The 24,993-nt window shown below is 72.7% G+C and carries 27 protein-coding genes; 13 read left to right on the forward strand and 14 right to left on the reverse strand.

Translation table 11 applies throughout. The features are described 5' to 3' along the window. Positions 1 to 21: 21 nt before the first annotated feature. The 4 genes from IEZ31_RS17410 to IEZ31_RS17425 form a co-directional block, all read right to left on the reverse strand. Positions 22 to 717, reverse strand: coding sequence for an alpha/beta fold hydrolase (locus IEZ31_RS17410; RefSeq protein WP_190250918.1), 696 nt, complete (start codon positions 715 to 717; stop codon positions 22 to 24). 15 nt (positions 718 to 732) lie between these two features. Beyond that, positions 733 to 1,956 carry an EAL and HDOD domain-containing protein gene (locus tag IEZ31_RS17415; protein ID WP_190250919.1) on the reverse strand — a complete coding sequence of 408 codons (1,224 nt, stop codon included), beginning with the start codon at positions 1,954 to 1,956 and terminating at the stop codon, positions 733 to 735. Positions 1,957 to 1,996: 40 nt separating this feature from the next. Further along, positions 1,997 to 2,653, reverse strand: coding sequence for a GNAT family N-acetyltransferase (locus tag IEZ31_RS17420; protein ID WP_190250920.1), 657 nt, complete (start codon positions 2,651 to 2,653; stop codon positions 1,997 to 1,999). Between the two features lie 125 nt (positions 2,654 to 2,778). Then, positions 2,779 to 3,303 (reverse strand): snapalysin family zinc-dependent metalloprotease, encoded by a 525-nt coding sequence (locus IEZ31_RS17425; protein WP_190250921.1) that lies wholly within the window; start codon positions 3,301 to 3,303, stop codon positions 2,779 to 2,781. 92 nt (positions 3,304 to 3,395) lie between these two features. Between IEZ31_RS17425 and IEZ31_RS17430 the strand changes: the two genes are divergently transcribed. From IEZ31_RS17430 to IEZ31_RS17470, 9 genes are all read left to right on the forward strand, one after another. Continuing rightward, positions 3,396 to 5,294, forward strand: a complete 1,899-nt coding sequence (locus IEZ31_RS17430) for a putative bifunctional diguanylate cyclase/phosphodiesterase (RefSeq protein ID WP_190250922.1) — start codon at positions 3,396 to 3,398, stop codon at positions 5,292 to 5,294. 73 nt (positions 5,295 to 5,367) lie between these two features. Continuing rightward, entirely contained in the window at positions 5,368 to 5,865 is a 498-nt protein-coding gene (locus tag IEZ31_RS17435; RefSeq protein WP_190250923.1) for a chemotaxis protein CheW, read from the forward strand. Further along, positions 5,862 to 6,704, forward strand: a complete 843-nt coding sequence (locus IEZ31_RS17440) for a CheR family methyltransferase (RefSeq protein ID WP_229835320.1) — start codon at positions 5,862 to 5,864, stop codon at positions 6,702 to 6,704. Before IEZ31_RS17435 ends, IEZ31_RS17440 begins: the two co-directional genes overlap by 4 nt. After that, a complete protein-coding gene (locus tag IEZ31_RS17445) occupies positions 6,697 to 7,161 on the forward strand; it encodes a chemotaxis protein CheD (RefSeq protein ID WP_190250924.1) in 465 nt (154 codons plus the stop codon). The genes IEZ31_RS17440 and IEZ31_RS17445 overlap by 8 nt, the downstream gene beginning before the upstream one ends. Continuing rightward, the gene (locus tag IEZ31_RS17450; RefSeq protein ID WP_190250925.1) at positions 7,158 to 8,174 is read left to right on the forward strand and encodes a protein-glutamate methylesterase/protein-glutamine glutaminase; all 1,017 of its coding nucleotides are present in this window, start codon (positions 7,158 to 7,160) and stop codon (positions 8,172 to 8,174) included. The genes IEZ31_RS17445 and IEZ31_RS17450 overlap by 4 nt, the downstream gene beginning before the upstream one ends. Continuing rightward, positions 8,167 to 9,183 (forward strand): methyl-accepting chemotaxis protein, encoded by a 1,017-nt coding sequence (locus tag IEZ31_RS17455; RefSeq protein ID WP_190250926.1) that lies wholly within the window; start codon positions 8,167 to 8,169, stop codon positions 9,181 to 9,183. The genes IEZ31_RS17450 and IEZ31_RS17455 overlap by 8 nt, the downstream gene beginning before the upstream one ends. A 12-nt stretch (positions 9,184 to 9,195) precedes the next feature. After that, positions 9,196 to 9,564, forward strand: coding sequence for a response regulator (locus IEZ31_RS17460; protein ID WP_190250927.1), 369 nt, complete (start codon positions 9,196 to 9,198; stop codon positions 9,562 to 9,564). Next, positions 9,561 to 9,824, forward strand: coding sequence for an STAS domain-containing protein (locus tag IEZ31_RS17465; protein ID WP_229835322.1), 264 nt, complete (start codon positions 9,561 to 9,563; stop codon positions 9,822 to 9,824). The genes IEZ31_RS17460 and IEZ31_RS17465 overlap by 4 nt, the downstream gene beginning before the upstream one ends. After that, positions 9,821 to 11,923, forward strand: a complete 2,103-nt coding sequence (locus IEZ31_RS17470; RefSeq protein WP_190250928.1) for a chemotaxis protein CheA — start codon at positions 9,821 to 9,823, stop codon at positions 11,921 to 11,923. Before IEZ31_RS17465 ends, IEZ31_RS17470 begins: the two co-directional genes overlap by 4 nt. 151 nt (positions 11,924 to 12,074) lie before the next feature. Here the strand turns inward: IEZ31_RS17470 and IEZ31_RS17475 are convergent, their stop codons facing one another. Both IEZ31_RS17475 and IEZ31_RS17480 read right to left on the reverse strand, forming a co-directional pair. Then, complete coding sequence (locus tag IEZ31_RS17475) at positions 12,075 to 13,793, reverse strand: methyl-accepting chemotaxis protein (protein WP_190250929.1); 1,719 nt, start codon at positions 13,791 to 13,793, stop codon at positions 12,075 to 12,077. Between the two features lie 67 nt (positions 13,794 to 13,860). Beyond that, the gene (locus IEZ31_RS17480; protein WP_229835324.1) at positions 13,861 to 14,484 is read right to left on the reverse strand and encodes a hypothetical protein; all 624 of its coding nucleotides are present in this window, start codon (positions 14,482 to 14,484) and stop codon (positions 13,861 to 13,863) included. A 20-nt stretch (positions 14,485 to 14,504) separates the two neighbouring features. Here IEZ31_RS17480 and IEZ31_RS17485 point away from each other — a divergent pair, with 20 nt between their 5' ends. Further along, positions 14,505 to 14,711 carry a hypothetical protein gene (locus IEZ31_RS17485; RefSeq protein WP_190250930.1) on the forward strand — a complete coding sequence of 69 codons (207 nt, stop codon included), beginning with the start codon at positions 14,505 to 14,507 and terminating at the stop codon, positions 14,709 to 14,711. Positions 14,712 to 14,716: 5 nt separating this feature from the next. Further along, positions 14,717 to 15,943, forward strand: coding sequence for a phosphoglycerate dehydrogenase (serA, locus tag IEZ31_RS17490; protein WP_373294621.1), 1,227 nt, complete (start codon positions 14,717 to 14,719; stop codon positions 15,941 to 15,943). Between the two features lie 131 nt (positions 15,944 to 16,074). Here the strand turns inward: serA and IEZ31_RS17495 are convergent, their stop codons facing one another. The 5 genes from IEZ31_RS17495 to IEZ31_RS17515 form a co-directional block, all read right to left on the reverse strand. After that, positions 16,075 to 16,710, reverse strand: a complete 636-nt coding sequence (locus tag IEZ31_RS17495) for an SRPBCC family protein (protein WP_190250931.1) — start codon at positions 16,708 to 16,710, stop codon at positions 16,075 to 16,077. Beyond that, the gene (locus tag IEZ31_RS17500) at positions 16,707 to 17,057 is read right to left on the reverse strand and encodes an ArsR/SmtB family transcription factor (protein WP_190250932.1); all 351 of its coding nucleotides are present in this window, start codon (positions 17,055 to 17,057) and stop codon (positions 16,707 to 16,709) included. Before IEZ31_RS17500 ends, IEZ31_RS17495 begins: the two co-directional genes overlap by 4 nt. 9 nt (positions 17,058 to 17,066) lie before the next feature. Then, the gene (locus IEZ31_RS17505) at positions 17,067 to 17,699 is read right to left on the reverse strand and encodes a DUF2306 domain-containing protein (RefSeq protein ID WP_190250933.1); all 633 of its coding nucleotides are present in this window, start codon (positions 17,697 to 17,699) and stop codon (positions 17,067 to 17,069) included. Between the two features lie 65 nt (positions 17,700 to 17,764). Further along, the gene (locus tag IEZ31_RS17510; RefSeq protein WP_190250934.1) at positions 17,765 to 18,445 is read right to left on the reverse strand and encodes a response regulator; all 681 of its coding nucleotides are present in this window, start codon (positions 18,443 to 18,445) and stop codon (positions 17,765 to 17,767) included. Continuing rightward, complete coding sequence (locus tag IEZ31_RS17515) at positions 18,442 to 19,575, reverse strand: sensor histidine kinase (RefSeq protein ID WP_190250935.1); 1,134 nt, start codon at positions 19,573 to 19,575, stop codon at positions 18,442 to 18,444. The genes IEZ31_RS17510 and IEZ31_RS17515 overlap by 4 nt, the downstream gene beginning before the upstream one ends. A gap of 146 nt (positions 19,576 to 19,721) precedes the next feature. Between IEZ31_RS17515 and IEZ31_RS17520 the strand changes: the two genes are divergently transcribed. Further along, a complete protein-coding gene (locus IEZ31_RS17520) occupies positions 19,722 to 20,633 on the forward strand; it encodes a ribonuclease Z (RefSeq protein ID WP_190250936.1) in 912 nt (303 codons plus the stop codon). 29 nt (positions 20,634 to 20,662) lie between these two features. Here the strand turns inward: IEZ31_RS17520 and IEZ31_RS17525 are convergent, their stop codons facing one another. Further along, positions 20,663 to 20,953: a DUF4193 domain-containing protein gene (locus tag IEZ31_RS17525; protein ID WP_190251039.1), complete on the reverse strand. Its 291-nt coding sequence runs from the start codon at positions 20,951 to 20,953 to the stop codon at positions 20,663 to 20,665. 165 nt (positions 20,954 to 21,118) lie between these two features. Next, complete coding sequence (locus IEZ31_RS17530) at positions 21,119 to 22,051, reverse strand: NAD(P)/FAD-dependent oxidoreductase (protein ID WP_190250937.1); 933 nt, start codon at positions 22,049 to 22,051, stop codon at positions 21,119 to 21,121. On the opposite strand from IEZ31_RS17530, the gene IEZ31_RS17535 reads away from it, so the two are divergent. Then, on the forward strand, positions 22,050 to 24,473 hold the full coding sequence (locus tag IEZ31_RS17535; protein WP_190250938.1) for a GcvT family protein: 2,424 nt from the start codon (positions 22,050 to 22,052) through the stop codon (positions 24,471 to 24,473). The genes IEZ31_RS17530 and IEZ31_RS17535 overlap by 2 nt on opposite strands. 22 nt (positions 24,474 to 24,495) lie before the next feature. Here IEZ31_RS17535 and IEZ31_RS17540 read toward each other — a convergent pair whose 3' ends face one another. Further along, on the reverse strand, positions 24,496 to 24,990 hold the full coding sequence (locus IEZ31_RS17540) for a GyrI-like domain-containing protein (protein ID WP_190250939.1): 495 nt from the start codon (positions 24,988 to 24,990) through the stop codon (positions 24,496 to 24,498). Positions 24,991 to 24,993 lie beyond the last annotated feature (3 nt).

The following is a 24,993-nucleotide window of genomic DNA, read 5'->3' on the forward strand; positions in this document are numbered from 1 at the left end:
GCCTTGCGCGGACCCGAGTCCCTAGGAAGCGGCAGCGTGCAGGATGACCGCGGCCAGGTCGTCGGGGCGGGTGAGCTGGGGCCAGTGGCCGGCCGGGAGGTCGACGTGCTCGACGGCGCGGATGCGGCGGTACTCGCGGACCGGCGGGAGGTCCTGCTCGATCCACGCGCGCAGCGTGGCGCTGGTGAAGTCGGTCGAGACCGCCGTGACCGGGACCTCGTAGCGGCGCTCGTCGTGCAGGTGCTGGCGGTCGCGCAGGACGCCCGCCGGGGACGGGATCGAGCGGGCGCGGAGGGTGGTGCGGGCCCGGTCGTCGAGGCCGGCCAGCTCCTCGTCGTCGAAGGCGGACCAGTCCGGCATCGGGACCTCGCCGTCCACGGCCGGGAAGTCGCCCGCGACGGGCTCGCCGTCGGGGGTCGGGAAGCCGCCGACGTACACCGCGTGGGCGACCCGGGCCGGGCGGGCGTCGACGGCGGCGTGGGTGATGCCGGCGCCGGCCGAGTGGCCGACCAGGAGCACCCGGTCCGGGGCCGCGTCGACGGCCGCGACCACCGCCGCCACGTGGTCGCTCAAGGTTATGCCGGCGCGGTCGGCGTCCGGTGTCATGCCCGGCAGCGTCAGCGGCACGGGGCGGTGGCCGGCCCGCTCCAGGGCCGGGACCACCCGCTCCCAGGTCGTGCCGTCGAGCCAGAGGCCGGGGACCAGGATGATGTCCATCGCCCCAACCCTAGGTCAGCGCTCGGCGCGGCGGGGGGCGATGATCTGGCCGGTGTACGCGACCGCGTCCAGGTAGGCGCGGGCCGTGGCCTCGACCGGGAGCGGGGCGGCCAGCAGCATCGGGAGGTCGGACGCCTCGTAGGCGGCGACCAGGGACAGCAGCTCGCCCAGCGGGCCGGCGCCGTCGACCAGGGCCTCGGTCACGTCCTGGCTCAGGGACAGCCGGACGGTCAGTTCGGCGGCCGGCTGGTCGAGCAGCTCGGCGACCGCGGACACCAGGCCGACCGTGAAGGCCGCCTCCGGCGGGAGCTCCATGCGCGCGGCGATGTTCTGGCACATGCGGGCGCGGGTGATCGCGGCCGAGAGCTGGTGGGTGCCGGGGTCGTCGAGGTCGCTGACGAGCATGAGGGTCGCCCAGTCGCGGAGCCGGCCGACGCCGAGCAGCAGGACCGCCTCGTGGACGGACGACACCTTCACCGGCAGGCCGAGGGCGTCGGCGTTGGCGGCGGCCATGAGGCGCAGGCTCAGCGCCGGGTCGCTGGTGACCAGGCCGACCACGCGGGCCAGCGGGATGCTCGGGCCGACGAGCAGGCTCAGCAGCTCGACCCGGGCGAGGCGGGACGGTGACAGGGCGGCGGCGCTGACGACCTGCGGGCGGCCCAGCACGTACCCCTGGAAGTAGTCGAACCCGAGGTCCCGCGCCCGGTCGAGCTGGCCGGGGGTCTCCAGGCGCTCGGCGACGAGCTGGAGGTGGCCGTACTTCCGGCACCGCGCGACGGTCTCCGCGAGCCGCGCCGGCGGGGTCTCCAGCACGTCGATCTTGACGTAGGCGGCCAGCTCCAGCAGCGGCTCGTGGCCGAGGCCGAAGACGTAGTCGTCGAGGGCGACGCGGTAGCCCTGCGCGACCAGGCGGGCGACCGCGGCCACCACCTCGTCGTCGAGGTCGACCGTCTCCAGGATCTCCAGGACGACCTGCTCGTGGTCGAACGGCAGGGGGAGGTCGCCGACGAGGAACTCGCGGGTGAGGTTGACGAAGCACAGGTGGCGGCCGCACAGCGGCTCGATGCCGATCTCGGTGAAGGCGGTGATCAGCACCCGGCTGGTGGCATACGCACCGCGCTCGCCGGCCTCCACCGCGCCGGCGTCACCGCGGAACAGCAGCTCGTAGCCGTGGACGACGCCGAACCGGTCGAAGATCGGCTGGCGGCCGACGTGGACGGCGCCGGAAGGGGGCAACATACCGCACTCATCGACTCGGGGGCCGCGACAATGAGCAAATCTATGCGGAACCGGCGAGCGCGTGGATCTTCCAGCCGAGGTCGGGGAAGCCGGCGGCGTCGGCGACGTGCGCGCTGGCGACGTTGGCCGGGTCGTGCAGGTAGAGCGCGACGGCGCCGCCGGCCACGATCCGCCGGGCGGCCCGGGCGACCAGCCGGCGGGCCAGGCCCCTGCCGCGGGCGTGCTCCTCGGTGCCGACCGAGATCTCCAGGCCGGTCGGGTCGTGCGGCTTGAGCCCGACGCCGGCCACGTAGCGCCCGTCCTCGCGCGCCACCAGCACCTCGCCCGGGAAGGGCCGCAGCCAGTCGGGCAGGCCGGGACCGTCGGACGGCTCCCACTCCCCCGCGTCGGGCAGGTCGGCGGGCGCGTCGGACCAGCGGAAGACGCCGGTGTAGAAGCGGTGCTCGGGCCGGCCCAGCAGGGCGGGCAGCCGCCCGGCCAGCGCCCCGAACCCGGCGGTGGCGACCAGGTCGGTCACGGCGTCGACCCGGCCGGGCGGCACGGACAGCACGCCGTTGCCGGCGGCGTCGGTCACCCCGATGGCGAGCTGCTCGCCGCCGTCCCAGCGCGCCTTCTCCCGGGCGGCGTGCCCGACGACGACGAGGCCGCCGGGTGAGGGCCAGCTCCCGAGCCACGTCCGCAGAAACGACTCCAGCACCCGTCGATCCTAGCCGTGCCGTTTCGAAACGCACGGCGGTCGCGGCGGGGCTAAACCGGACATACCCGGAGCATCCCGGCGCCGCGACCGCTCGATCAGCGCGGAAAGTGACACGGAAGAGGCGGCTAGTAGACCGTTGCGGGAACGGGGGCGGTCGCCGCCGTGGCGAAGTTGCGCTGGACCGCGGCCGCCTCCGCCGCGCTGGGCGTGGCGTTGGCGCAGGAGACCGGCGCGCTGCTGCCCGACATCAGGTCGCTGCAGCGGCCGGTGCGGTTGTCCGGCAGGCCCAGGATGTGGCCGAACTCGTGGGTGGCGATGCGCAGGACGAAGTAGCCGTCGTCGACCGCGTCCCGGCCCATGTACCAGCGGCCGTTGCCGAGCGACGTCGAGTAGGTTCTCGGCCAGCCGTTGTCGGCGTAGACCCGGATGTTCGGCGTGCGGCCGGCCGTCACCGGGACCAGCCGGACGTTGGTCACCCGGCCGTTCCACAGCGTGGCGGCCTGGTCGACCACGGACCCGAACTCCTGGGCCTGGCTCGCGTCGTAGTACAGGGTGCGGGTGGCGGCGAACGCCGGCGTGGCGGCGATGAGCTGGACGCCCAGCAGGGCGGCGACGGCCAGCAGGGCCGCGGCGAGGTGACGTCTGACCATGTCCGTACCGTACGAGACATCGTTGCACTTCGATACATTCTGCTCCGGTCATACCGCTCAGGTCGGCCGGCCCGGCCACGATGACATGCGGTGTGCGACGACTCCTGCGGATGCTGCCCAGCGGCCGCCCGCTGCCCGAGCGCGACTGGCGTGAGCGGCATCGGGCCATCCTGTGGATCGTGGCCGCCCACGCGCTGGGCCTGTTCCTGTACGGGCTGGTGCGCGGGTACCCGGTCGGTCACGCGCTCGCCGACGTGCTGCCGCTCGTCGGCGCCCTGGCCGTGGCCGGCCCGCCGGCGTTCTCGCGCAAGGTCCGGGCCGCCGCCGCGACGCTCGGGCTGATGGCGTCCTCGGCCATCCTGGTGCACCTGGGGCACGGGATGATCGAGTTGCACTTCCACTTCTTCGTGATGCTCGTGGTCATCACGTTCTACATGGACTGGCACACGTTCCTGCTCGCCACCGGGTTCGTGCTCGTCGAGCACGCGGTGGTCGGGGTGATCGCGCCGCAGGTCGTCTACAACCACGCCGACGCGTGGGACCACCCGGTGCGCTTCGCGATCATCCACGCGGTGTTCGTGAGCGGCGCGGCGGTGGCCGCGATCGTCAACTGGCGGTTCGCGGACCGCGCGCAGAACGCGGAGCGCGAGATCGCGGAGCGGCTCGCGTACGAGGCCGGGCACGACGCGCTCACCGGCGTGCTGAACCGGCGCGAGTTCGACCGCCGCCTGGCCGCGACGCTCGCCGAGCCGGTCCCGCCGGAGGGGCACGCGCTGTGCTTCCTGGACCTGGACCGGTTCAAGATCGTGAACGACAGTTGCGGCCACGCCGCCGGGGACGCCCTGCTGTGCCAGGTGACCGAGCTGATCGCCGCCGAGCTGACCGACGACGACGTCTTCGCCCGCGTGGGTGGGGACGAGTTCGTGGTACTGCAGCGCAACCGCGCCGTCGAGGAGGCCACCGCCGTCGCCGAGCGGATCCGGCAGCGGGTCGCCGCGCACCGCTTCCCCCGCAACGGGCGGGTGTTCTCGGTCGGCCTCAGCATCGGCGTCGTGCCGATCACGACGGACGGCACGGGCGGCCCCGACGCCGTGCGCGCCGCGGACCTGGCCTGCTACGCGGCCAAGAACCAGGGCCGCAACCGGGTGCACGTGGTCTCGGCGGGCGACGAGCGGCTCGACCGGCAGCGCGACCAGGCGCAGTGGGCCGAGCGGGTGATGAGCGCGGTCCACGACGACGCGCTCGTGCTGTACTACCAGCCGATCGTCCCGACCGCCGCGCACGGCGAGGGCGCGTTCGGCGAGCTGCTCGTGCGCATGCGCGGCGACGACGGCCAGCTCATCGGGCCCGGCGCGTTCCTGCCGGCGGCGGAGCGGTACAACCTGGTGACCTCGATCGACCGGTGGGTCGTCGGTGCCGCGATCCGGCGCCTGGCCGAACGGTACCGGGCCGGCGCGCCCGGCGACGAGACGTTCTCGATCAACATCTCCGGCGGGTCGCTCGGCGACGAGGCGCTGCTGGCCTTCATCCGGGAGCAGCTCGGGCGGTACCGCATCCCGCCGCGGGCGCTGTGCTTCGAGGTCACCGAGACGGTCGCGATCGGCGACCTCGGCCAGGCGGTCGCGTTCATCACGGAGCTGCGCGGGCTGGGCTGCCGGTTCGCGCTGGACGACTTCGGCAGCGGCCTGTCCGGCTTCACGTACCTCAAGCAGCTCCCCGTCGACCTGGTGAAGATCGACGGCGTGTTCGTGCGGGGCATCATGACCGACGCGGTCGACCGCGCGATGGTCGAGTCGGTGCACCGGATCGCCCACGAGATGGGCCTGCGCACGGTGGCCGAGTTCGTCGAGGACGCCGCGGTGCTCGACGAGCTGCGGGTGATCGGCGTCGACTACGCCCAGGGGTACGGCACCGGCGTCCCGGTCCCGTTCGACGACTGGCTGGTGGCGAACCCGCCGCACTCGGCGGCCGCGCTGGTGACGCTGCCGTAGAAACCTTCAGTGCGGGATGCGCGAGCCGATCAGCCTGTTGTCCGAGGCTTTCTCCCAGAGGCGGGCATGACCGGTGAGCATCAGCATTGAGGCGGGCCGCTTCCTGACCTTCTCGCTCAACGGCGAGGCGTACGCGCTCGACATCTTCCACGTCACGGAGATCATCGAGTACCGCGCGCTGACCGCCGTGCCGATGGCGCCCGGCTTCGTGCGCGGGGTGATCAACCTGCGGGGGCGGGCGGTGCCCGTGATCGACCTGGGCATCCGGTTCGGTCAGGGACCCACCACGGTCGGGCGGCGCACCAGCATCATCATCGTGCACAACGGTGACGCGGACATCGGCATCCTGGTCGACATCGTCAACAAGGTCGTCGGCTTCGGCGCCGCCGACGTGGAGCCGACGCCGAGCTTCGGCACCGGCATCCAGCCCGAGTTCATCAGCGGCATGGCGCGGCGCGAGAACGACTTCATCATCGTGCTCGACCTCGACCGGGTGCTGTCGCCCGTCGACACCGCCGAGCTGTCCCGACCCGACGCCGGGTCGGCCGAGCGCGCCGACGAGAGCCAGTGACGGGCTCGATCGAGGCCCCGCCGGAGATCAGCGGACCGGAGTTCGCGGCGATCTCGACCCTGCTGCACGAGCGCACCGGCATCCGGCTGGCCGCCGGCAAGGAGACGCTGGTGATGGGCCGGCTCGGCCGCCGGCTGCGCCAGCTGGGCCTGCCCACCTACGCCGACTACGTGCGGCTGCTGCACCATCCCGGCGGCGAGGAGGTGCGCCAGGCGATCGACCTGCTCACGACGAACGAGACGTCGTTCTTCCGGGAGTCGCCGCACTTCGACTACCTGCGCGAGGTCGTCGTGCCGGCGCACGCGTCGGCGCACCGGATCTTCCGGCTGTGGAGCGCCGCCAGCTCCAGCGGCGAGGAGGCGTACACGGCGGCGATGGTGCTGGCCGAGAACCCGCCGGCCGGCTCGTTCGAGATCGTCGGCACCGACGTCTCGACCCGGATCATCGCCGGCGCGCGGCGCGGGCTCTACCCGATCGAGGCGGCGGCGCGCATCCCGATGCCGATGCTGCGCAAGTACTGGCTGAAGGGCCGCGACGAGTACGCCGGGCTGATGGCGGCCGGCAGCACGCTGCGCGAGAAGGTGACGTTCCGGCACGCGAACCTGCTCGACGACCTCGGCGACCTGGGCCGGTTCGACGTCATCCTGCTGCGCAACGTCATGATCTACTTCGACCATCCGACGAAGGCGTCGCTCATCCGCCGGTTGCAGGACATGTTGTACCCCCGGGGCCACCTCATCGTCAGCCTGTCGGAGTCGCTCAACGCCGTCCCGTCGCGCCTGCGCATGGTGCGCCCGTCAATCTACCGGCTGCCCGCCGTGGAGGGCCTCGATGGCTGACGTCTTCCTGTACCCGGGCGGGTTCCACTTCGCCGGCGCCGGCACCCGCATCGCGACGCTGCTCGGCTCGTGCGTCGCCGTCACGCTGTGGCACCCGGGGCGGCGCGTCGGCGGGATGTGCCACTACATGCTGCCCGGCCGGGGCGGCGGGTTCGACGGCCGCTACGCCGGCGACGCCTTCGCCTTGTTCATGGGCGAGCTCGCGCGGACCGGGACCGAACCCGCGCAGTACCACGCGAAACTGTTCGGCGGTGGCGCGCAGCTGTTCACCGATCGGGCGGCCGCGGTGGGCCCCGCCAACGTCGAGGCCGGCTTGCGGCTGCTCGACGGGCACGGCTTCGCGGTGGTGGCGCGGCACCTGGGCGGCACCGGGGTTCGCCGGCTGCGGTTCGACCTGGCGACCGGCGACGTGTGGCTGCAGCACACAGAACGCGCAGACATGGACGCCGTCTCATGACGATTCACACCATCGTCGTCGACGACTCCGCCGTGGTGCGGCAGGTGCTGACCGCGCGCCTGTCCGCCGAGCCGGGCATCGCGGTCACCGGCTCGGCGTCCGACCCGATCTTCGCGATGCGGCTCATGCAGCGCGAGTGGCCGGACGTGCTCGTGGTCGACATCGAGATGCCCCGCATGGACGGCATCACGTTCGTGAAGCAGGTGATGGCGATCCGGCCGACGCCGATCGTGGTCTGCTCGACGCTCGTCGGTCCGGGTGCGCGGGCGACGATGGACGCGCTGGCCGCCGGTGCGGTGAGCGCGGTGCCGAAGCCGGCGACGGGCCTCAAGCAGTACCTGGAGGACGACACCGGCAACATCGTGGCCGCGGTGCGGGCGGCGGCGTCCGGGCGGGCCCGCCGCAGCGAGCCGCCGCCGCAGCGGATGCCGTTGCTGAAGGCCCCCGGTGAGCGGCAGATCGTGGTGATCGGCACGTCGACGGGCGGGACGCAGGCCCTGGAACGGGTGCTGACCGCCCTGCCCGACGGCGCGCCCGCGGTGGTCGTCGTGCAGCACATGCCGGAGCGGTTCACCGCCGCCTTCGCCGAGCGGATGGACCGGCTGTGCGCGGTGAGCGTGCGGGAGGCCGCCGACGGGGACCGGGTCGCCGACGGGCTGGTGCTGGTCGCCCCGGGCGGGCGGCACCTGGAGGTGGCGACGGACGGGCCCGGCTACCGCGTGCGGGTCTTCGACGGCCCGCCGGTCAACCGGCACCGGCCGTCGGTCGACGTGCTCTTCCGGTCGGTCGCCAGGGTGGCCGGGAAGCGCGCGCTCGGCATCATCATGACCGGCATGGGCGACGACGGCGCCCGGGGCCTGCTGGAGATGCGGCGGGCGGGCGCCGCGACGGTGGCGCAGGACGAGGCGACCTGCGTCGTGCACGGCATGCCGAAGGAGGCGGTCAGGCTCGGCGCCGTCGAGCGCGAGGTGCCGCTCCCAGCGATAGCAGAGGTGATCCGCAGTCATGGCTGAGGTGTTGTACATCGTCGTCGCGCTGCTGGCCGGCCTGGCCGGCGGCTACCTGCTGGGCCGGCGGCGGGACGTTGCGGTCGCCGAGGAGGCGCGGCCGGACGCGTTCCGGCGGGGCGTCGGGGAGTTCGCCGGGGCGGTGGCGCCGGTGTGGTCGGCCCAGATCGGGTCGTCGCGGGCGCAGCTGGAGTCGGCGATCGGCGCCGTCACCCGGCAGTTCAGCGACATCGTCACGAACCTCGACGACGTGCTGCGGTCGTCGGCGTCGGTCACCGGCGGTACCGGATCGTTCTCCGCGGGCCGGGAACGCCTCGGCAACGTGGTGGCCACGCTCGACGACGCGCTGCGGACCAAGCACCAGGCGGTGCGGGACCTCACCCGGCTCGCCGGGCTCAACGACGACCTCAAGCAGATGACCGGCGAGGTGGCCCAGATCGCCGCGCAGACGAACCTGCTCGCGCTCAACGCGTCGATCGAGGCCGCGCGGGTCGGCAAGGCGGGCGCCGGCTTCGGCGTCGTCGCGCTCGAGGTGCGCCAGCTCGCCGACCGCTCGCTGGAGACGAGCGTGCAGATGGCCGACAAGGTGGCCGGGATCGGCTCGGCGATCGAGTCGGTGCTCGCCGGCGCCGAGGGCGACGCCGAGCGGGAGAGCGTCGCGGTGGCGAAGGCCAACACCGACGTGCAGGAGGTCATCGACGAGCTGGTGGCGATCGTCGACCGCTCGCGGGAGTCGTCGCAGCGGCTGGAGACGGCGGCGGTGGGCATCCGGTCCGGCATCTCCGACGCCATCGTGAACCTGCAGTTCCAGGACCGCATCGGCCAGGTCCTGCAGCACCTGGAGGACAACATCCAGCGGATGCCGGCCCACGTGGCGTCCGCGCCGGCGACCGGGCCGCAGGCGCGGCCGTTGCTCGACGAGCTCGAGCAGACCTACACGATGCACGGCGAGCGCGACGCGCACCGCGGCGGTGCGGTGGCCGCGCCGCCGGCGTCGGAGATCACGTTTTTCTAGTTGGAGGGCAGCATGTCCAAGACCGTTCTTGTCGTCGACGACTCGGCCTCCGTCCGGCAGGTCGTCACGATCGCGCTGAGGGGTGCCGGCTACGACGTCATCGACGCCGTCGACGGCCAGGACGCGCTGCGCAAGCTCGACGGCCAGCGGGTCCATCTGGTCATCTCCGACGTCAACATGCCGAACATGGACGGCATCACGCTGGTCGGCGAGATCCGCAAGCAGGCCGCGTACCGGTTCACGCCGATCATCATGCTGACGACGGAGTCGCAGGAGGAGAAGAAGCGCCAGGCGCAGGCGGCCGGCGCGAAGGCGTGGGTGACCAAGCCGTTCCAGCCGGCGCAGATGCTCGCCGCCGTGTCGAAGCTGATCGCGCCGTGATCTCGGTGGACGGCGAGCTCACCGTCATGAACGCCGCCGAGCAGCACGAGCGCCTGTTGCGGGCGCTCGGCGACTCCCCGCTGGAGGTCGGACTGGCCGGCGTCACCGAGCTCGACACGGCGGGGTTGCAGGTGCTGCTGCTGTTGTCCCGGGAGGCCGCGCGGCGGGGCGTTGCGGTGTCCTTCGCGGGCCACAGCCCGGCGGTGCTGGACGTGCTGGAGCTGGTCGGACTGTCGCCGTCGCTCGAGGTGGACTCGTGAACGAGGACGACATCCGCGATGCGCTCGACACGTTCATCACCGAGGCGCGCGAGCTGACCCAGGACTTCGAGGAGGGGCTGCTCGAGCTGGAGTCGGCGCCCGACGGCCCGGAGGCGATCAACTCGCTGTTCCGGGCGATGCACACGCTGAAGGGCTCGGCCGGCCTGTTCGGGCTGCGCCACCTGGTGTCGTTCACGCACGTGCTGGAGTCGGTGCTCGACCAGCTGCGGGCGGGGGCGCTGCACGTGACGCCCGCGTTGGTGAGCGCGCTGCTGCCGTGCGCGGACCACATCACGGCCCTGGTCGACGGGGTCGCGGCCGGCCGCACGTCGCCGACGGAGGCCGAGTCGGCGGCGAGCGAGCGCCTCCTGGCCGCCCTGGACCCCTTCTCCTCCGGTGCTGTCGATGCTGGGGGCCCTTCCGAGGTTGCCGTCTCCGGCAATGCGCGCACCTGGCTGCTCAGTCTCTGGTTCGGGCCGGACTGCCTGCGCAACGGGATGGATCCGCTGTCGTTCCTGCGGTACCTCACGACGCTCGGCACGGTCGCCCAGGTGATCACGGTCGCGGACGCGCTGCCGCCGGCCGACGAGGTGGACCCGGAGAGCTGCTATCTCGGCTTCGAGGTGGAGTTCGTCACCGAGGCGTCCAAGGCCGACATCGAGAGCGTGTTCGAGTTCGTCCGCGACGACAGTACGATCCGGATCCTGCCGGCGGACGACGCCATCCAGCTCATCGAGTCGCTGCCCGAGAACGACCGCATCGGCGACCTGCTGCGCCGCAGCGGCGTGGTCACCGACCTGGAGCTGGCCCGGGCGCTGCGGATCCAGCACGACTCGGGCCCGATGGGCAAGCCGCTCGGGGAGATCCTGGTCGCCGAGCAGATGGTCCAGCAGCCGGTGGTGGAGGCGGCGCTCGGCCGGCAGCGCAAGGTGGCCGACGGCCGCCAGCAGGACAACCAGACCATCCGGGTGTTCGCGTCGCGGCTCGACAAGCTCATCGACCTCGTCGGCGAGCTGGTGATCGCCCAGGCCGGCGTCGGCTCGGCCGACGGCCTGTCCGAGGCCCAGCAGCACGTGCTGCGCCTGGTCGAGGAGGTCCGGCACACGGCCCTGTCGCTGCGCATGGTCCCGATCGGCACCACCCTGCGCCGCTTCGAGCGCGTGGTCCGCGACGTGTGCGTCGACCTCGACAAGGAGGTCGACCTGGTCATCGCGGGCGGCGAGGCCGAGATGGACAAGGCGCTCGTCGAGCGGATCGGCGATCCGCTGCTGCACCTGGTCCGCAACGCCCTCGACCACGGCATCGAGCCGCGCGCCGAGCGCGAGCGCCACGGTAAGCCGGCCCGCGGCAGCCTGCGCCTGAACGCGTTCCACGACGCGGGCAGCATCGTCATCGAGGTCTCGGACGACGGCCGTGGCCTGAACCGGGACAAGATCCTGGCCAAGGCGGTCGACCGCGGCCTGGCTTCGCCGTCGGCGACGCTGACCGACCCGGAGGTGTACGCGCTGATCTTCGAGCCCGGCTTCTCCACGGCCGACGCGGTGTCCAACCTCTCCGGCCGCGGCGTCGGCATGGACGTGGTCCGCGGCGCGATCACGGCGCTGCGCGGCAGCATCGACGTCCAGACGGCGCCGGGCGCGGGCACGACGATCCAGATCCGCCTGCCGCTGACGCTGGCGATCATCGACGGCTTCCTGGTGGGCGCCGGCGACTCGTGCTTCATCATCCCGCTGGACCGGGTGACGGAGTGCGTGGAACTCCCGGCGGAGGCGTCGGGCCGCTCGTTCATGCACCTGCGCGACGAGGCGCTGCCGTTCGTCCGCCTCCGCCAGGCGTTCGGCATCCCGGGCCAGCCGAGCCGCCGCCAGAGCGTGGTGGTGATCGAACACTCGGGCCAGCGAGCGGGCATCGTCGTGGACCACCTGCTGGGGCAGTCGCAGACGGTGATCAAGCCGCTCGGGCGGCTGTTCAAGGACGTACGGTGGGTCAGCGGGTCGACCATCCTCGGCGGCGGGGACGTGGCGCTGATCCTGGATATCGACGCGTTGCTGGGGCAGTACATCGCCCGCGACCGCCAGCGCAACCTGGTCCCGGCGTAACGCCGTCCTTGATTGTGGGAACCATCTGGTCACCCAGGCAGCCACATGGTTCCCACGATCATGGGCTCGGGGCTCGCCGTCCTTGATCGATGGCGACTGCTGGTCGGCATGGCAGCCGGAACTCGCCATGGATCAAGGACGGGCCCCGGCCTCAGAAGCGGTCGAACTTCGACTCGTCGATGTCCGGGACCGTTACGTCGGCCGAGCGGGAGCCCGCGTAGGCCGGCGTCGGGGACGTGCGCCGCGCGCCGGCGTTGCGCGGCCCGCCGGCCCGCGGCGCGTCCGCGAACGCGCCGCTCCGGTTGGCCGGGCGGCGGGGACCGCCGTCGCCCGTGTTGAAGAACGTCATCAGGTCCTGCAGCTGATGCGTCTGCGCGGCCATCTCCTCGGCCGTCGCCGCCAGTTCCTCGCTCGACGACGCCGTCTGTTCGGTCACCTTGCCGATCTGGGTCATCGCGATGTTGATCTGGCGCACGCCCGTCGCCTGTTCGTTGCTGGAGGCGGCGATCTCCTGCACCAGGTCCGAGGTACGCGTGATGCTCGGGATGATCTTGCCCAGCAGGTCGCCCGCGCGCTCCGCGGTCTGGACGCTGCCCGCGGCCAGCTCGCTGATCTCCTGGGCGGCGATCTGGCTGCGCTCCGCCAGCTTGCCGACCTCCGTGGCGACCACCGCGAAGCCCTTGCCGTGCTCGCCCGCCCGGGCCGCCTCGATGGTCGCGTTGAGCGCCAGCATGTTGGTCTGGAAGGCGATGTCGTCGATGATCCCGATCTTGCTCGTGATCTGCTTCATCGCGTCGACGGTGCGCTGCACGGCGTCGCCGCCCTCGTGGGCCTCCGTCGCCGCCTGGCCGGCGATGCCCTCCGTCGTCGTCGCGTTGTCGCTGTTCTGGCTGATGCTCGCCGTCATCTGCTCCATCGACGCGGTCGTCTCCTCGACGCTCGCCGCCTGCTCGGTCGCGGCCTGGGAGAGGCTCTGGGACGCGCCGCTGATCTGGTTCGAGGCGTTGGCGAGCTGGTGCGCCGCCTCGATCACCGTGCGCACGGTCTCCGTCAGCCGGTCGAGCGCGCTGTTGAGCGCGATGCCCATCCGGCCGACCTCGTCGCGGCTCGAGACCGGCAGGCGCTGGTCGAGGCGGCCCTCGGCGAGGCCCGACAGCACCGTGACCGTCTCCTTGAGCGGGCGGGACACCGCGCGGACGACCACGGTGACCATGGAGAAGGTGATGAGGACGGCCAGCAGGGTCAGGCCGAGCAGCAGCACCTGCGCCGTCTGGTACTCCGACGCCGACGCGTCCAGCGCCTTCCTCGCCTCGACGTTCTCCCGTTCGACGAGCTTGCCCAGGGCGCTGGAGATCTGGTCGGAGACCGGGTCCACCTCCTCGCGGCTGATCCGGTTGTACTCCTGGTAGTTGTTCGCGGTCGCCGCCGGGATCGACTTGCCGGTGAGGATGCGCTGGTAGGACCCGAACGCCGAGGCGAACGCGTCCCGGTCCGCCCGGCCGTCGGTGTCGGTGGCGGCCTCGGTGAAGCTCTTCCAGCTCTGCTCCAGGCCGGCGATCGCCTCCTGGACCAGCTGGGTCGCCCGGGCCGTGTCCGCGTCGCTCTGCGCCAGCGCGAGGCCGCGCATCTGGAAGCGGATCTCCTTGTAGTCCAGCGCGACGCCGTCGAGCAGCTGCACCGAGCGCAGGTTCTGGTGGTACAGCTGGGACTGCCGGTCCTGACTGTTGCCGAGGTACAACAGGCCGATCGCCCCGACCGCCGCGAGCAGCACGCACACGACGATGGCGACCACCCGCAGCTTCCATGCGACGGACAGGTCCCGGAAGGCGGAGGTGAAGGAACGGCGGCTGGGCATCGTTGCAGTGCTCATCGTGGCAAGGCCCCCCGTGCGACGGTTCTCGCCCACACCCATCGGGCCCGCCGAGGGAAGTCTGAGGTTATGGCGGCGGCAGGATCACCGCGATCTCCTCGCCGAGCGTGGCGCCGAGCTGCAGCGGCAGGTCGTCGCCGCTCCAGAACTTACCCGGGTCGTACCAGTTCGCCCGTTTCCCGCCGGGCAGCAGGCCCATCGCCTCGTAGGTGACGGCCACCACCTCAGCGCAGTACGCGGTCTCCAGGGAGGCATCCGATCTCGAGCGTGACGGCAGACGGCCCTGGAACCACCGGCCCGCCAGCCGCGCGGTCGACGGGAACGGCGTGCCGTCCAGGCGCGCGACCGTCCGCAGTACCGCATCCTCCATCGCGGGATTCACCTCGAAGTGCAGCTGGCGCAGCCAGGCGCGCTGGCCGTAGCGGCGGCCCCAGACCAGCACGGCGTCGCGCAGGTCGTGCAGCTGGACGCCGCGATGGTGGGTGCCCGTCCACCGGTCGGGCAGCGACTTGCCCAGCTCGGCGTGCCACATCAGGGGCGGCAGGTCGTCGAGGACGACGGCCATGCCGACGTGGTTCACCGGGCTGTTCGTCAGGGTCTGGATCGCGCGGTCCGCGGTCGAGCGGCCACGGAACACCCACAGGTCACCCGTGCGGGTCATCCGCACGGCTTCGTCGAGATCGACGCTCACCGCCGTTAGCCTAGGTGCTCATGAAGGCGAAGTGGTGGAAGGTGCTCGGCCTGGCGGGTGTCGTCGGCGTGGCGGCGACGGGAGCGCTGGTGGTGCGGGCGGAGCGGCGCCGCCGGGCGTACACGCCGGAGGAGATCCGCGCCAAGCTGCAGGAGCGGCACACCATCGCACAGAGCGGGACGAGTCGCGGCTCACGTACCAGTCACCCGGACGGTCACTTAGGGTAGGTGTTGTGCAGCCACTGACATCCCAGGCCGACCCGGTGCGGGTCCTGTTCCTCGAAAACATCCACCCCGTCGCGGTCGAGCGGATGCGGTCCGAGGGATACCAGGTCGAGACCGTCGGGCGCGCGCTCGACGAGGACGAGCTGATCGCCAGGCTCGACGGGGTCCACCTGCTGGGCATTCGCTCCAAGACGCAGGTGACGGCGACCGTGCTGGCCGGCGCGCCGCAGCTGCGCGCGATCGGCGCGTTCTGCATCGGCACCGACCAGATCGACCTGCGGACCGCCGCCGAGTCCGGCATCGCCGTGTTCAACGCGCCGTTCTCCAACACGCGCAGCGTGGTCGAGCTCGCCGTCGCCGAGATCATCGCGCTCACCCGCCGGCTCACCGAGAAGAACGCCGGCATGCACAACGGCGTCTGGGACAAGGACGCCGAGGGCAGTCACGAGGTGCGCGGCCGGTCCATCGGCATCGTCGGCTACGGCAACATCGGCACGCAGCTGTCCGTGCTCGCCGAGAACCTGGGTCTGCGGGTGTACTTCTACGACACCGCGGACAAGCTCGCCCTCGGCAACGCCCAGCGCTGCGAGAGCCTCGACGAGCTGCTGGAGAGGTCCGACATCGTCACCCTGCACGTCGACGGCCGCCCGGGCAACAGCGGGTTCTTCGGCGAGGAGCAGTTCGCCAGGATGCGCCCGCGCAGCATCTTCCTCAACCTGAGCCGCGGCTTCGTGATCGACCACGACGCCCTGCGCCGCCACCTCGACAACGGGCACCTCGCCGGCGCGGCCGTCGACGTGTTCCCGAAGGAGCCGAAGGGCAAGGGCGACGAGTTCCAGTCGACCCTGCGCGGCCTGCCCAACGTCATCCTGACCCCGCACATCGGCGGCTCGACCGAGGAAGCGCAGTCCGACATCGGCTCGTTCGTCGCCGAGAAGCTGCACAAGTACGTGGCGGAGGGCTCCACGACGCTCAGCGTCAACCTGCCGTCGCTCAACCTGCAGCAGGCCCCCGGCACGCACCGCATCGCCCTGCTGCACCACAACGTGCCGGGCGTGCTCGCCGACGTCAACAGCATCCTGGCCGGGCACAAGGTCAACGTCGAGGGGCAGATCCTGGCGACCCGCGGCGAGTATGGCTACCTGCTCGCCGACATCGCCATCGACTACCCGGACGAGATCCTGGCCCAGCTCAGCGGCATGGCCACGACGGTCCAACTCCGCGTGCTGTCCTAGCCGCCACACTGCCCCCGCCCCCCGACCACCTCGCGTCGATCTTGCACTTGTGGTGCCGCGACACTCCTGAAATGCCCGGGTTTGTCAGGCACCACAAGTGCAAGATCGACGCATGAAGGGCGGTGGGGGCGTTAGCCCCGGGGGGTGGTGGGGGTGTCCGGGGCGAACTGGCCCATTGCCGCCTCGACGGCGGCGTCGACCTCGGCCTCGGTGGCCGTGCCCGACTCGCGGGCCACGGCCGCCCAGGCGTGTACCGACTGGCGGGAGAACTCCTGCCCCTCCGCCGTGGCGCCGAAGGCCAGCGGGTCGCCGTCGAACTCGTTGTGGAGGTGCCGGGCGAGGGCCATGACCACCCCGTCCCACCCGGGCCCGACGTAGAGCGACCCGGCGCCGCTGCCGGCGATCTCGATCGGCACGGTGTGCTCCAGCTCCAGCACCGTGGTGTCGGGGCCGTCCTCCAGCAGCCGGACGGAGACGATGCTGGTCGGGCCGCCGAAGGTGACCTTGAACGCCGACGGCGGCGAGCACTCCAGGATGTCGCCACCCGCGTTGCCCTCCAGCTGGAAGGTGCCGCCGAGCCGCAGGTCGCCGCTGATCGGCATCAGCCAGCGCGCGATGCGGGCCGGGTCGGTGATCGCGTCCCACACGTCCGCGACCTCGGCGTCGTACGAGCGGCGCAGCCGCACCGCGACCGTCTCGCCGCTCGTCGACGGCAGCCGGCTGACCTCCCGGTGAATGGCCTTCAGGTGCCCGGCGATGTCCATCATGCGTCGTCCCCTCTCGTCTGGCTGCGGCGCGCACGCTTCCCCCGGGCCAGCTCGGTGGCCAGGGCGTCGAGGTGCTGGTCCCAGGTCCGGCGGAACCGGTCCAGCCACGCGTCCACCTCGCGCAGCGGCGCGGCGTCGACGGCGTAGAGCCGCCGGGCCCCGTCCACCCGCACCGTGGCGAAGCCGCTCTCCCGCAGCACCTTGAGGTGCTGGGACACGGCGGGCTGGGAGATCCGGAACTCCTCCTGCACGACGGCGCTGATCGCCCCGGAGGCCAGCTCGCCGTCGGCGAGCAGCTCCAGGATGCGCCGCCGCACCGGGTCTCCGAGGACGTCGAATGCGTGCACAGGCGCAGCTTATATAAGTCGACGCTTAATTGAAAGTTCCGCGACGAGGATGTTGATGAACCAGCCCGCGAACATGCACCAGGCCCGCGCGTCGGCGTCCGGCGGGCCGGCGAAGGCCGTGTAGAAGCCGTGCGTGAACGCCTGCGTGCCCGCGCCCATGGCGAGCGCGTAGGCGCGGGTCATCCACGCCCGGTGCGTGCGCACGTCACGCCGGCGGATCGCGAGGAACCCGGCGACGATCCCCCCGGCCATCACGGCGCCGACGACAAGCCGCTGCACGTTGGTGAAGGTGTTGTCCGACGCCGGCAGCGGATAGAACAGCGTCATCCAGAGCCCGGACAGCGCCACCGCGAGGCCGGCCGGCACGAGCACGCGGCCGCTGAGCCGGTGCCAGCGGGGCCGGCGGCGGCGCAGGCCCGGGTGGAACTGGAACGCGCCGAGGATGCTGTAGAGGGTGGCGCCCACGATGTGCACCACCACCGGCACCGGCATGTCGTGGAACCGCGCGTTGTCCGGCGTCACCGCGGCCCCGCCGGCGATCGTGCCCACCCGGAACGCGCCGGCGATGACCGGGATCGCCGCGAGCGCGAGGAGTCCCGCGGGCACGAGCCAGTCCGGGCGTCTGCGCACTGCTGTCGTCATGCCCACGATGATTCGGGGGATCCGGCGGTACCACATCGGCCCGCGAGCCGCGGGGATCTAGGTCCTCAGAAGGAGCCGCCGCGGTACTTTCGGATGCGCACCCGATCGGTCTCGTAGGCCCACATCGCGATCTCGACCCGGTTCCGCGCCCCGATCTTGTTCATCAGGCTGGCGACGTGGGTCTTGACCGTGCTCAGCGTGATCCGGAGCTCCTGGGCGATCTCGGCGTTGGTCCGCCCCTGGGCGAGCAGCCCGACGACCTGCTCCTCCCGGTCGGTCAGCGGCTCGATCGGCTGGCGCGGCGCCTGCGGCGGCCCGGCGTCGGCGAACGCCCGCAGCAGCCGGGTCGTGATGCTCGGCGCGATGAGCGCGTCGCCCTCGGCCGCCGCGTGCACGGCCTGCACGAGCAGCGCCGGCCCGGCGTCCTTGAGCAGGAACCCGCGCGCTCCGGCGCGCAGCGCCGCGTAGACGTACTCGTCCAGGTCGAACGTCGTGATGACGACGACCGCGAGCGGGTCGTCGACCTGCGGCCCGGCCAGTGCCCGGGTCGCCTCGATGCCGTCGAGGCCGGGCATGCGGATGTCGAGCAGGCACACGTCGGGCCGCTCCCGCCGGGCCAGCTCGACGGCCCGCCGCCCGTCGCCCGCCTCGGCCACGACCTCGATGCCGGGCTGCGCGTTGAGGATCATCGTCAGCCCGGTGCGGACGATCTCCTGGTCGTCGGCGACGAGCACCCGCACCGTCACGCGGCCGCCCCGTCGAGCGCCCCGGCGAGCGGCAGCACCGCGGCCACCGTCCAGCCCCGCCCGGGCGCCGGCCCGGCCTCGCACACCCCGCCGAGCAGCACGGCCCGCTCCCGCATCCCGATCAGCCCGTACCCCGGCGCGCCGTCCGGCCGGGCCTCCCCGTCGTCGCTGACCCGCAGCCGGACGGCCCGGTCGTCGGCGACGACCCGCACCTCGATCCGGGTGGCGTGCCGCGCGTGTCGCCGGGCGTTCGTGACCGACTCCTGGGCCAGCCGGTACACGGCGCTGCCGATCGCCGCGGGCACGTCCCCGACCGCGCCGTCGATCCGCACGTCGACGGACGGTGCGGGCCCCACATCGGCGAACTGCTCGATGTCGGCGATCCCCCCGTCCTGCGCCGCGGGGGCGGGCTCGGCGCCGCGCAGCAGCCGCACGATGGCCCGCATCTCGTCCAGGGCCCGGGCGGCCTCGGCCTCGATCACCTTCAGGGCGTCGACCGCCGCACCCGGAGTGAACTCCTCGGTGACGATGCCCGCCTGGGCGCGGATCCGCATGGCGGAGACGTGGTGGGCCACGGTGTCGTGCAGGTCGCGGGCGAGGCGTTCCCGCTCCAGCAGCCGGGCCTGCTCCAGCTCCCGGTGCCGGGCCCGGGCGCGGAACCGCAGCGCCAGGCCGGTCGCGCTCATGGCGCCCAGAACGGCGAAGCCCTCCAGCACCTCGCCGCCGCCGACGTCGCCGACCAGCACCGTCGCGACGATCTTGGCCGTGATGATCGCCGCGCCGGTCACCGCCTCCGCGCCGGAGCCCCAGCGGAACAGCGCGAACGGCAACAGCACCAGGAACGACAGCGCGAACATGTCGGGCGGGGCGCCGCTGGTCAGCAGCGCCGCCACCCCGCACGCGGGGAACGCCACGGCGACCGGCAGGAGGGGGTGCGAGCGCCGCCACAACAACAGCGGCACCAGCCCGAGCGCGAGCCCGAGGCTCACCCACCGCCACGGCACGCCGGGCCGCAGCAGCGCCTCCAGCACGGCGAACGCGGCGAACCCGGCGACGAGCGCCCAGTCCAGCCGGCCGCGCGGCGGCGCCCCGCCGGCCCGCGGCTCCCTCCACACCGCCCGGAGCAACATGGGTCGATGGTATGACCTAGGCGGCCGGCTCAGATCGGTCCAAAGTACGAGTCACCGCCTCGACCAAGGCCGAAGCCTGGCGGCGACCGGCCCGGGCCGAGGCCGCCGAGGACCTATGCGGTGGACATGCGCGCGAAGATACTCGGGTGCGTGAACTCGTGGTGCTGGGCACCGCCAGCCAGGTGCCGACCCGGACCCGCAACCACAACGGGTACTTCCTGGCGTGGGACGGCGAGGGGATCCTGTTCGACCCGGGCGACGGCACCCAGCGGCAGATGGTGCACGCCGGGGTGGCGGCCTCCGACGTCACGCGGATCTGCATCACGCACTTCCACGGCGACCACTGCCTGGGCCTGCCGGGGGTGATCCAGCGGCTGTCCCTGGACCGGGCGCCCCGGCCGGTGCCGGTCCACTTCCCGTTCGAGGGTCTGCAGTACTTCGAGCGCCTCCGCCACGCGTCGAGCTTCTACGACGCGGTGGACCTCCGGCCCGATCCGCTCACCGACGAATATAACGCCATAAAAGCCGACAAAGTGCACATCGAGGCGCGCCGCCTGGACCACGGCATCCCCACCTACGGCTACCGGCTGGTGGAACCCGACGGCCGGCGCATGCTGCCGGACCGGCTGCGGGAGCACGGCATCGAGGGCCCGGCGGTCGGGGCGCTGCAGCGGACCGGCCGCCTGGAGCGGGACGGCACGGTGGTGACGCTGGAGGAGGTGAGCGAACCGCGCCCCGGGCAGCGGTTCGCGTTCGTGATGGACACCCGGCTGTGCGCCGCCGTCCACGAGCTGGCCGACGGGGCCGACCTGCTGGTGATCGAGTCCACGTACCTCGACGAGGACCGGGACCTGGCCGAGGCCCACGGCCACCTCACCGCCGGGCAGGCGGCGGCCGTGGCCGCGGAGTGCGGGGTGGGCACGCTGGTGCTCACCCACTTCTCGCAGCGCTACGACGACCCGGAGGCGTTCCGCCGGGCGGCCGAGGCGCGGTTCGACGGCGAGGTCGTGGTGGCGGAGGACCTGACCCGCGTGCGCGTGCCGGCCCGCCGTCCCTGATCAGCGGACCAGGAACCTCGCCGCCCGAATCAGTCGCATTCCCGGCAGATCGGCGCGCCGTTCTTCTCCCGGGCCAGCTGGCTGCGGTGGTGCACCAGGAAGCAGCTGGAGCAGCGGAACTCGTCGCCGCGCATCGGCACGACGGGCACGGTCAGCTCTTCGTCGGGCAGCTCCGCGCCCGGTAGCTCGAAGCCTGAGTCGCTCTCGTCGACGTCGACCAGCGGCGACTGCGCCGTCGCCCGGCGGGCGGTGAGCTCTTCGAGGCTGTCCTCGGCGAGATCGCCTGCCGGGTGGCGGGGCGCGTCGTAGTCGGTGCTGATGGCCATGGCGTTCACCCTCTCTCGGTGACTTGGTTGTGTAACGAACGCCGTCGGCTTCGGATGTGTTCCCGACCGACATGAATGAATCGCATGTGGCCCGGCTCACGTCACGCAGCGCTGATTTTGTCCACTATGGACATATCAACAGCGTTGGCGCCAACGAGGCTACCTCGCGCCGTCCCCGCTTCGCGGACTTTTCGACAACCCGGTGCCGCACAGTCTGTCCGCGACCGCCCGGCCGGACAGGAAGGCGGCCTCCACGCGGGGCCGGCCGAACCCGTCGCCGGCCAGGAACACCCCCTCGGCCAGGGCGAACGGCTCATCCCCGGCGCGGGCGGGACGCGACTCGGACCAGCACCGGGCGGCGATCGGCGACCCGGCCTCCGGCAGGTGCAGCACGTCCCGGACGGCCGCCTCGACGTCGGCGACCGCCTCCTCGCGCGCGTAGCCGGGCGTGCTGTGGGCGACCAGCACCGGCGACCGGTCCCCGCGCCGGTCCCCGTCGTCGCAGACGGTCACCAGCACCGGGTGGTCGTTGACGAACGCGCCGGCGAAGTCGGGCCAGCACCGCGACGGGTAGCGCAGCGCGACCGCCAGGCACGGCCGCCAGTCCTGCGCGTCGGCGACCGCCCGGGCCGGCGGATGGATCGCGGCGGCCTGCGGGGCCGGCATGGCCAGGACGACCCGGTCGGCGCCGAGGCCGGCGAGGTCGCGGACGGCGACCCCGTACTCGACCGGGAGGCCCGCCGCCAGGTCCGCGGCCAGCGCGCCGAGGCCGCCGTCGGCGCACCAGCGCACCGGGCCGGGCGCCTCCGGCGCGTGCGGGCTCTGGCCGTACACCTCGAAATGCCCCGTCCACGGGCGGGCGAGCCCCCGCTCCTGCCAGCCGTCCACCACCGAGCCGAACGCCGGGTCGCTGACGGTGAAGTAGGCGGCGCCCAGGTCGACCGGCCGGCCGTCGACCGCCGGGCTGGCCAGGCGGCCGCCCGGGCCGGCGCCGCGCTCCAGGACGCGGACGTCCACCCCGCGGTCGTTCAGGACACGCGCGCAGGCGAGCCCCGCGATTCCGGCTCCGACCACCACTACGCTGCTCGTCATGAACCTCCCCGAACGGGCTCGCGTCGTGGTCGTCGGCGGCGGGGTGATCGGCACCTCGGTCGCCTACCACCTGGCGCGGCAGGGTGTCTCCGACGTGGTGCTCCTTGAGCGAGACCGGCTGACGGCCGGCACCACATGGCACGCGGCCGGCCTGATGGTCACGTTCGGCTCGCTGTCGGAGACGTCGACGCGGATGCGACAGTACACGCGCGACCTGTATGCCGGCCTGGAATCCGAGACCGGTCTCTCCACCGGGCTACGCCAGTGCGGCTTCATCGAGCTGGCGACCGACGAGGGCCGGCTGGAGGAGTACCGCCGGGTGGCCGCGTTCAACCGCCACTGCGGCGTCGACGTGCACGAGATCTCCCCCGCCGAGGTCCGCGCCCTGTTCCCGCTCGCGCGCACCGACGACGTGCTGGCCGGCTTCTACGTCGCCGAGGACGGCCGGGCCAACCCGGTCGACGTGACGATGTCACTCGCCAAGGGCGCCCGGATGCGCGGCGTGCGGGTCCTGGAGGGCGTGCCGGTCACCGGCGTACTCCGCAGGGGCGACACGGTGACCGGGGTGCGCACCCCGTTCGGCGACATCGAGGCCGAGACGGTCGTCAACTGTGCCGGCATGTGGGCCCGGCAGCTCGGCGAGCAGGCCGGGGTCAGCATCCCGCTGCAGGCCGCCGAGCACTACTACCTCATCACCGAGCCGATCGACGGGGTGAGCGCCGACCTGCCGGTGCTCGAGGACCCGGGCGCCTACGGGTACTTCCGGGAGGAGACCGGCGGCCTCATGGTCGGCCTGTTCGAGGGCGCCGCCGCGCCGTGGCGCGTCGACCGGGTGCCCGACGACTTCTCCTTCGGCACGCTCCCGCCGGACTGGGACCGGATGGCGCCCTACCTGGAGGCGGCGATGTCCCGCATCCCGGTGACCGCCACGGCCGGCGTCCGCACGTTCTTCTGCGGCCCGGAGAGCTTCACCCCGGACCTCGCGCCGATCTTCGGCGAGTCCCCCGAGCTGCGCAACTACTTCGTCGCCGCCGGCCTGAACTCGATCGGCATCCTGACCGGCGGCGGGATCGGCCGTGCGCTGGCGCACTGGATCGCCGAGGGCCGGCCCGACGTCGACGTCACCGGCATGCACATCGACCGGCTCCGGCCCTACCAGGCCAACCGCCGCTACCGGGCCGAGCGCACGGTCGAGGCCCTCGGCATGGTGTACCAGGCCCACTACCCGACCCGGGCGATGCGCTCGGCCCGCGACGCCAAGCGCTCGCCGCTGCACGACCGGCTCGCCGTCCACCGGCCCTACCTGCGCGACGTCTCCGGCTGGGAGATGCCCGACGTCTACGGCTTCACCGGGTCGCTCAGCCCGACCTGGGGGCGGCCGGAGTACTTCGAGCAGTGGGCCGCCGAGCACCGGGCCGCGCGCGAGGGCGTGATCCTCATGGACATGTCCTTCATGGCGAAGTTCCTGGTCCAGGGCCGCGACGCCGCCGACGTGCTGGAGGAGCTGTCGGCCAACCGGGTCGGCACGATGGGCACCGTCACCTACACCCAGTGGCTCAACGAGGGCGGCACGATCGAGGCCGACCTGACCGTGACCCGCCTCGACGAGGACCGGTTCTGGGTCGTCGCGTCCGACACCGCGCACCGGCACGTCGAGGCCCGGCTGCGCCGGCACGCGGGCGACCGGCACGCGTTCGTCACCGACGTCACCTCGGGCTGGGCCCAGCTCAACGTGCAGGGCCCCGGGTCGCGCGACCTGCTCGCGGCCGTCTCGCCGTCCGACCTGTCGTTCCCGTTCCGCGGCGCGGCGGAGATCGAGATCGGCTACGCGCGGGTGCTGTGCCTGCGGATCACCTACGTGGGCGAGCTGGGCTACGAGCTGTACGTCCCGGCCGAGCAGGCCGTCCACGTCTACGACACGCTCGTCGAGGCCGGCGCCGCGGCCGGCCTGCGGCACGCCGGGCTCAAGGCGCTGGCCAGCCTGCGCATGGAGAAGGGGTACCGCGACTACGGCCACGACATCGACAACACCGACGGCGTGCTGGAGGCCGGCCTGGGGTTCGCGGTGGCGCTGGACAAGCCGGCGTTCGTCGGCCGCGACGCGGTGCTCGCCCGCAAGGCCGCCGGCCCGCTGACCCAGCGGCTGGTCCAGGTGCTGGTCACCGACCCCAAGGCGCTGCTGTACCACGGGGAGGTCATCCGCCGGGACGGCCGCGACGTGGGCTACGTGCGGGCCGCGTCCTACGGCCACACCCTCGGCGGCGCCGTCGGCCTGGCGATGCTGGCGACCGGCGGGGAGCCCCTCGACCAGGCGTGGCTCGACGGCGGCGAGCTGACCGTGGAGGTCGCCGGCTCGGTCTACCCGGCCCGGGCCTCCCTGCGGCCGCTCTACGACCCCACCAGCGCGAGGGTGCGCGCCTGAGGCGCCCCGCCCGCTTCGCCGGTCAGCCGAGGAGCTTGAACGCCAGGGTCGTCGACCACTTGTGCATGTCGGGCTCGACGGCCGGGTCGGTCTCGTAGAGCTCCAGCCGGCAGGCCCACCGCTCGCCGCGCGGGGTGTCGACCTTGTCGAACACCAGGCCCTGCGCGTCGGCCCAGGCCAGCAGCTCGCCGGTCACGCCGAGCAGCTCGTCGGGGTGCCCGACGTGCGTGACCGTGGCGTAGCGACCGGCGGGCAGCACGCCCGCGGTCACCGGCCCCTCCCCCGGCACCGGCACGGCGAGCGGCACGCCGACCTCGACCTCCAGCAGGTTGTCCATGTCGATGACGTCGTACTTGAAGAACGGCGCCCCGGCGGGCTCGGCGCCCCGCACGGCGAGGTAGGCGAAGACGTCGCCCATGCGGTCGGCCACCTTGGCCAGCTCGTGCATCGGGACGGCGCCGCCGATGGCGACGTAGGGCTGGGGTTCGCGTTCGATGATCGTCGGGTGCACAGCCATGGC

It is taken from the genome of Dactylosporangium sucinum (assembly GCF_014647515.1).
Classification (GTDB): domain Bacteria; phylum Actinomycetota; class Actinomycetes; order Mycobacteriales; family Micromonosporaceae; genus Dactylosporangium; species Dactylosporangium sucinum.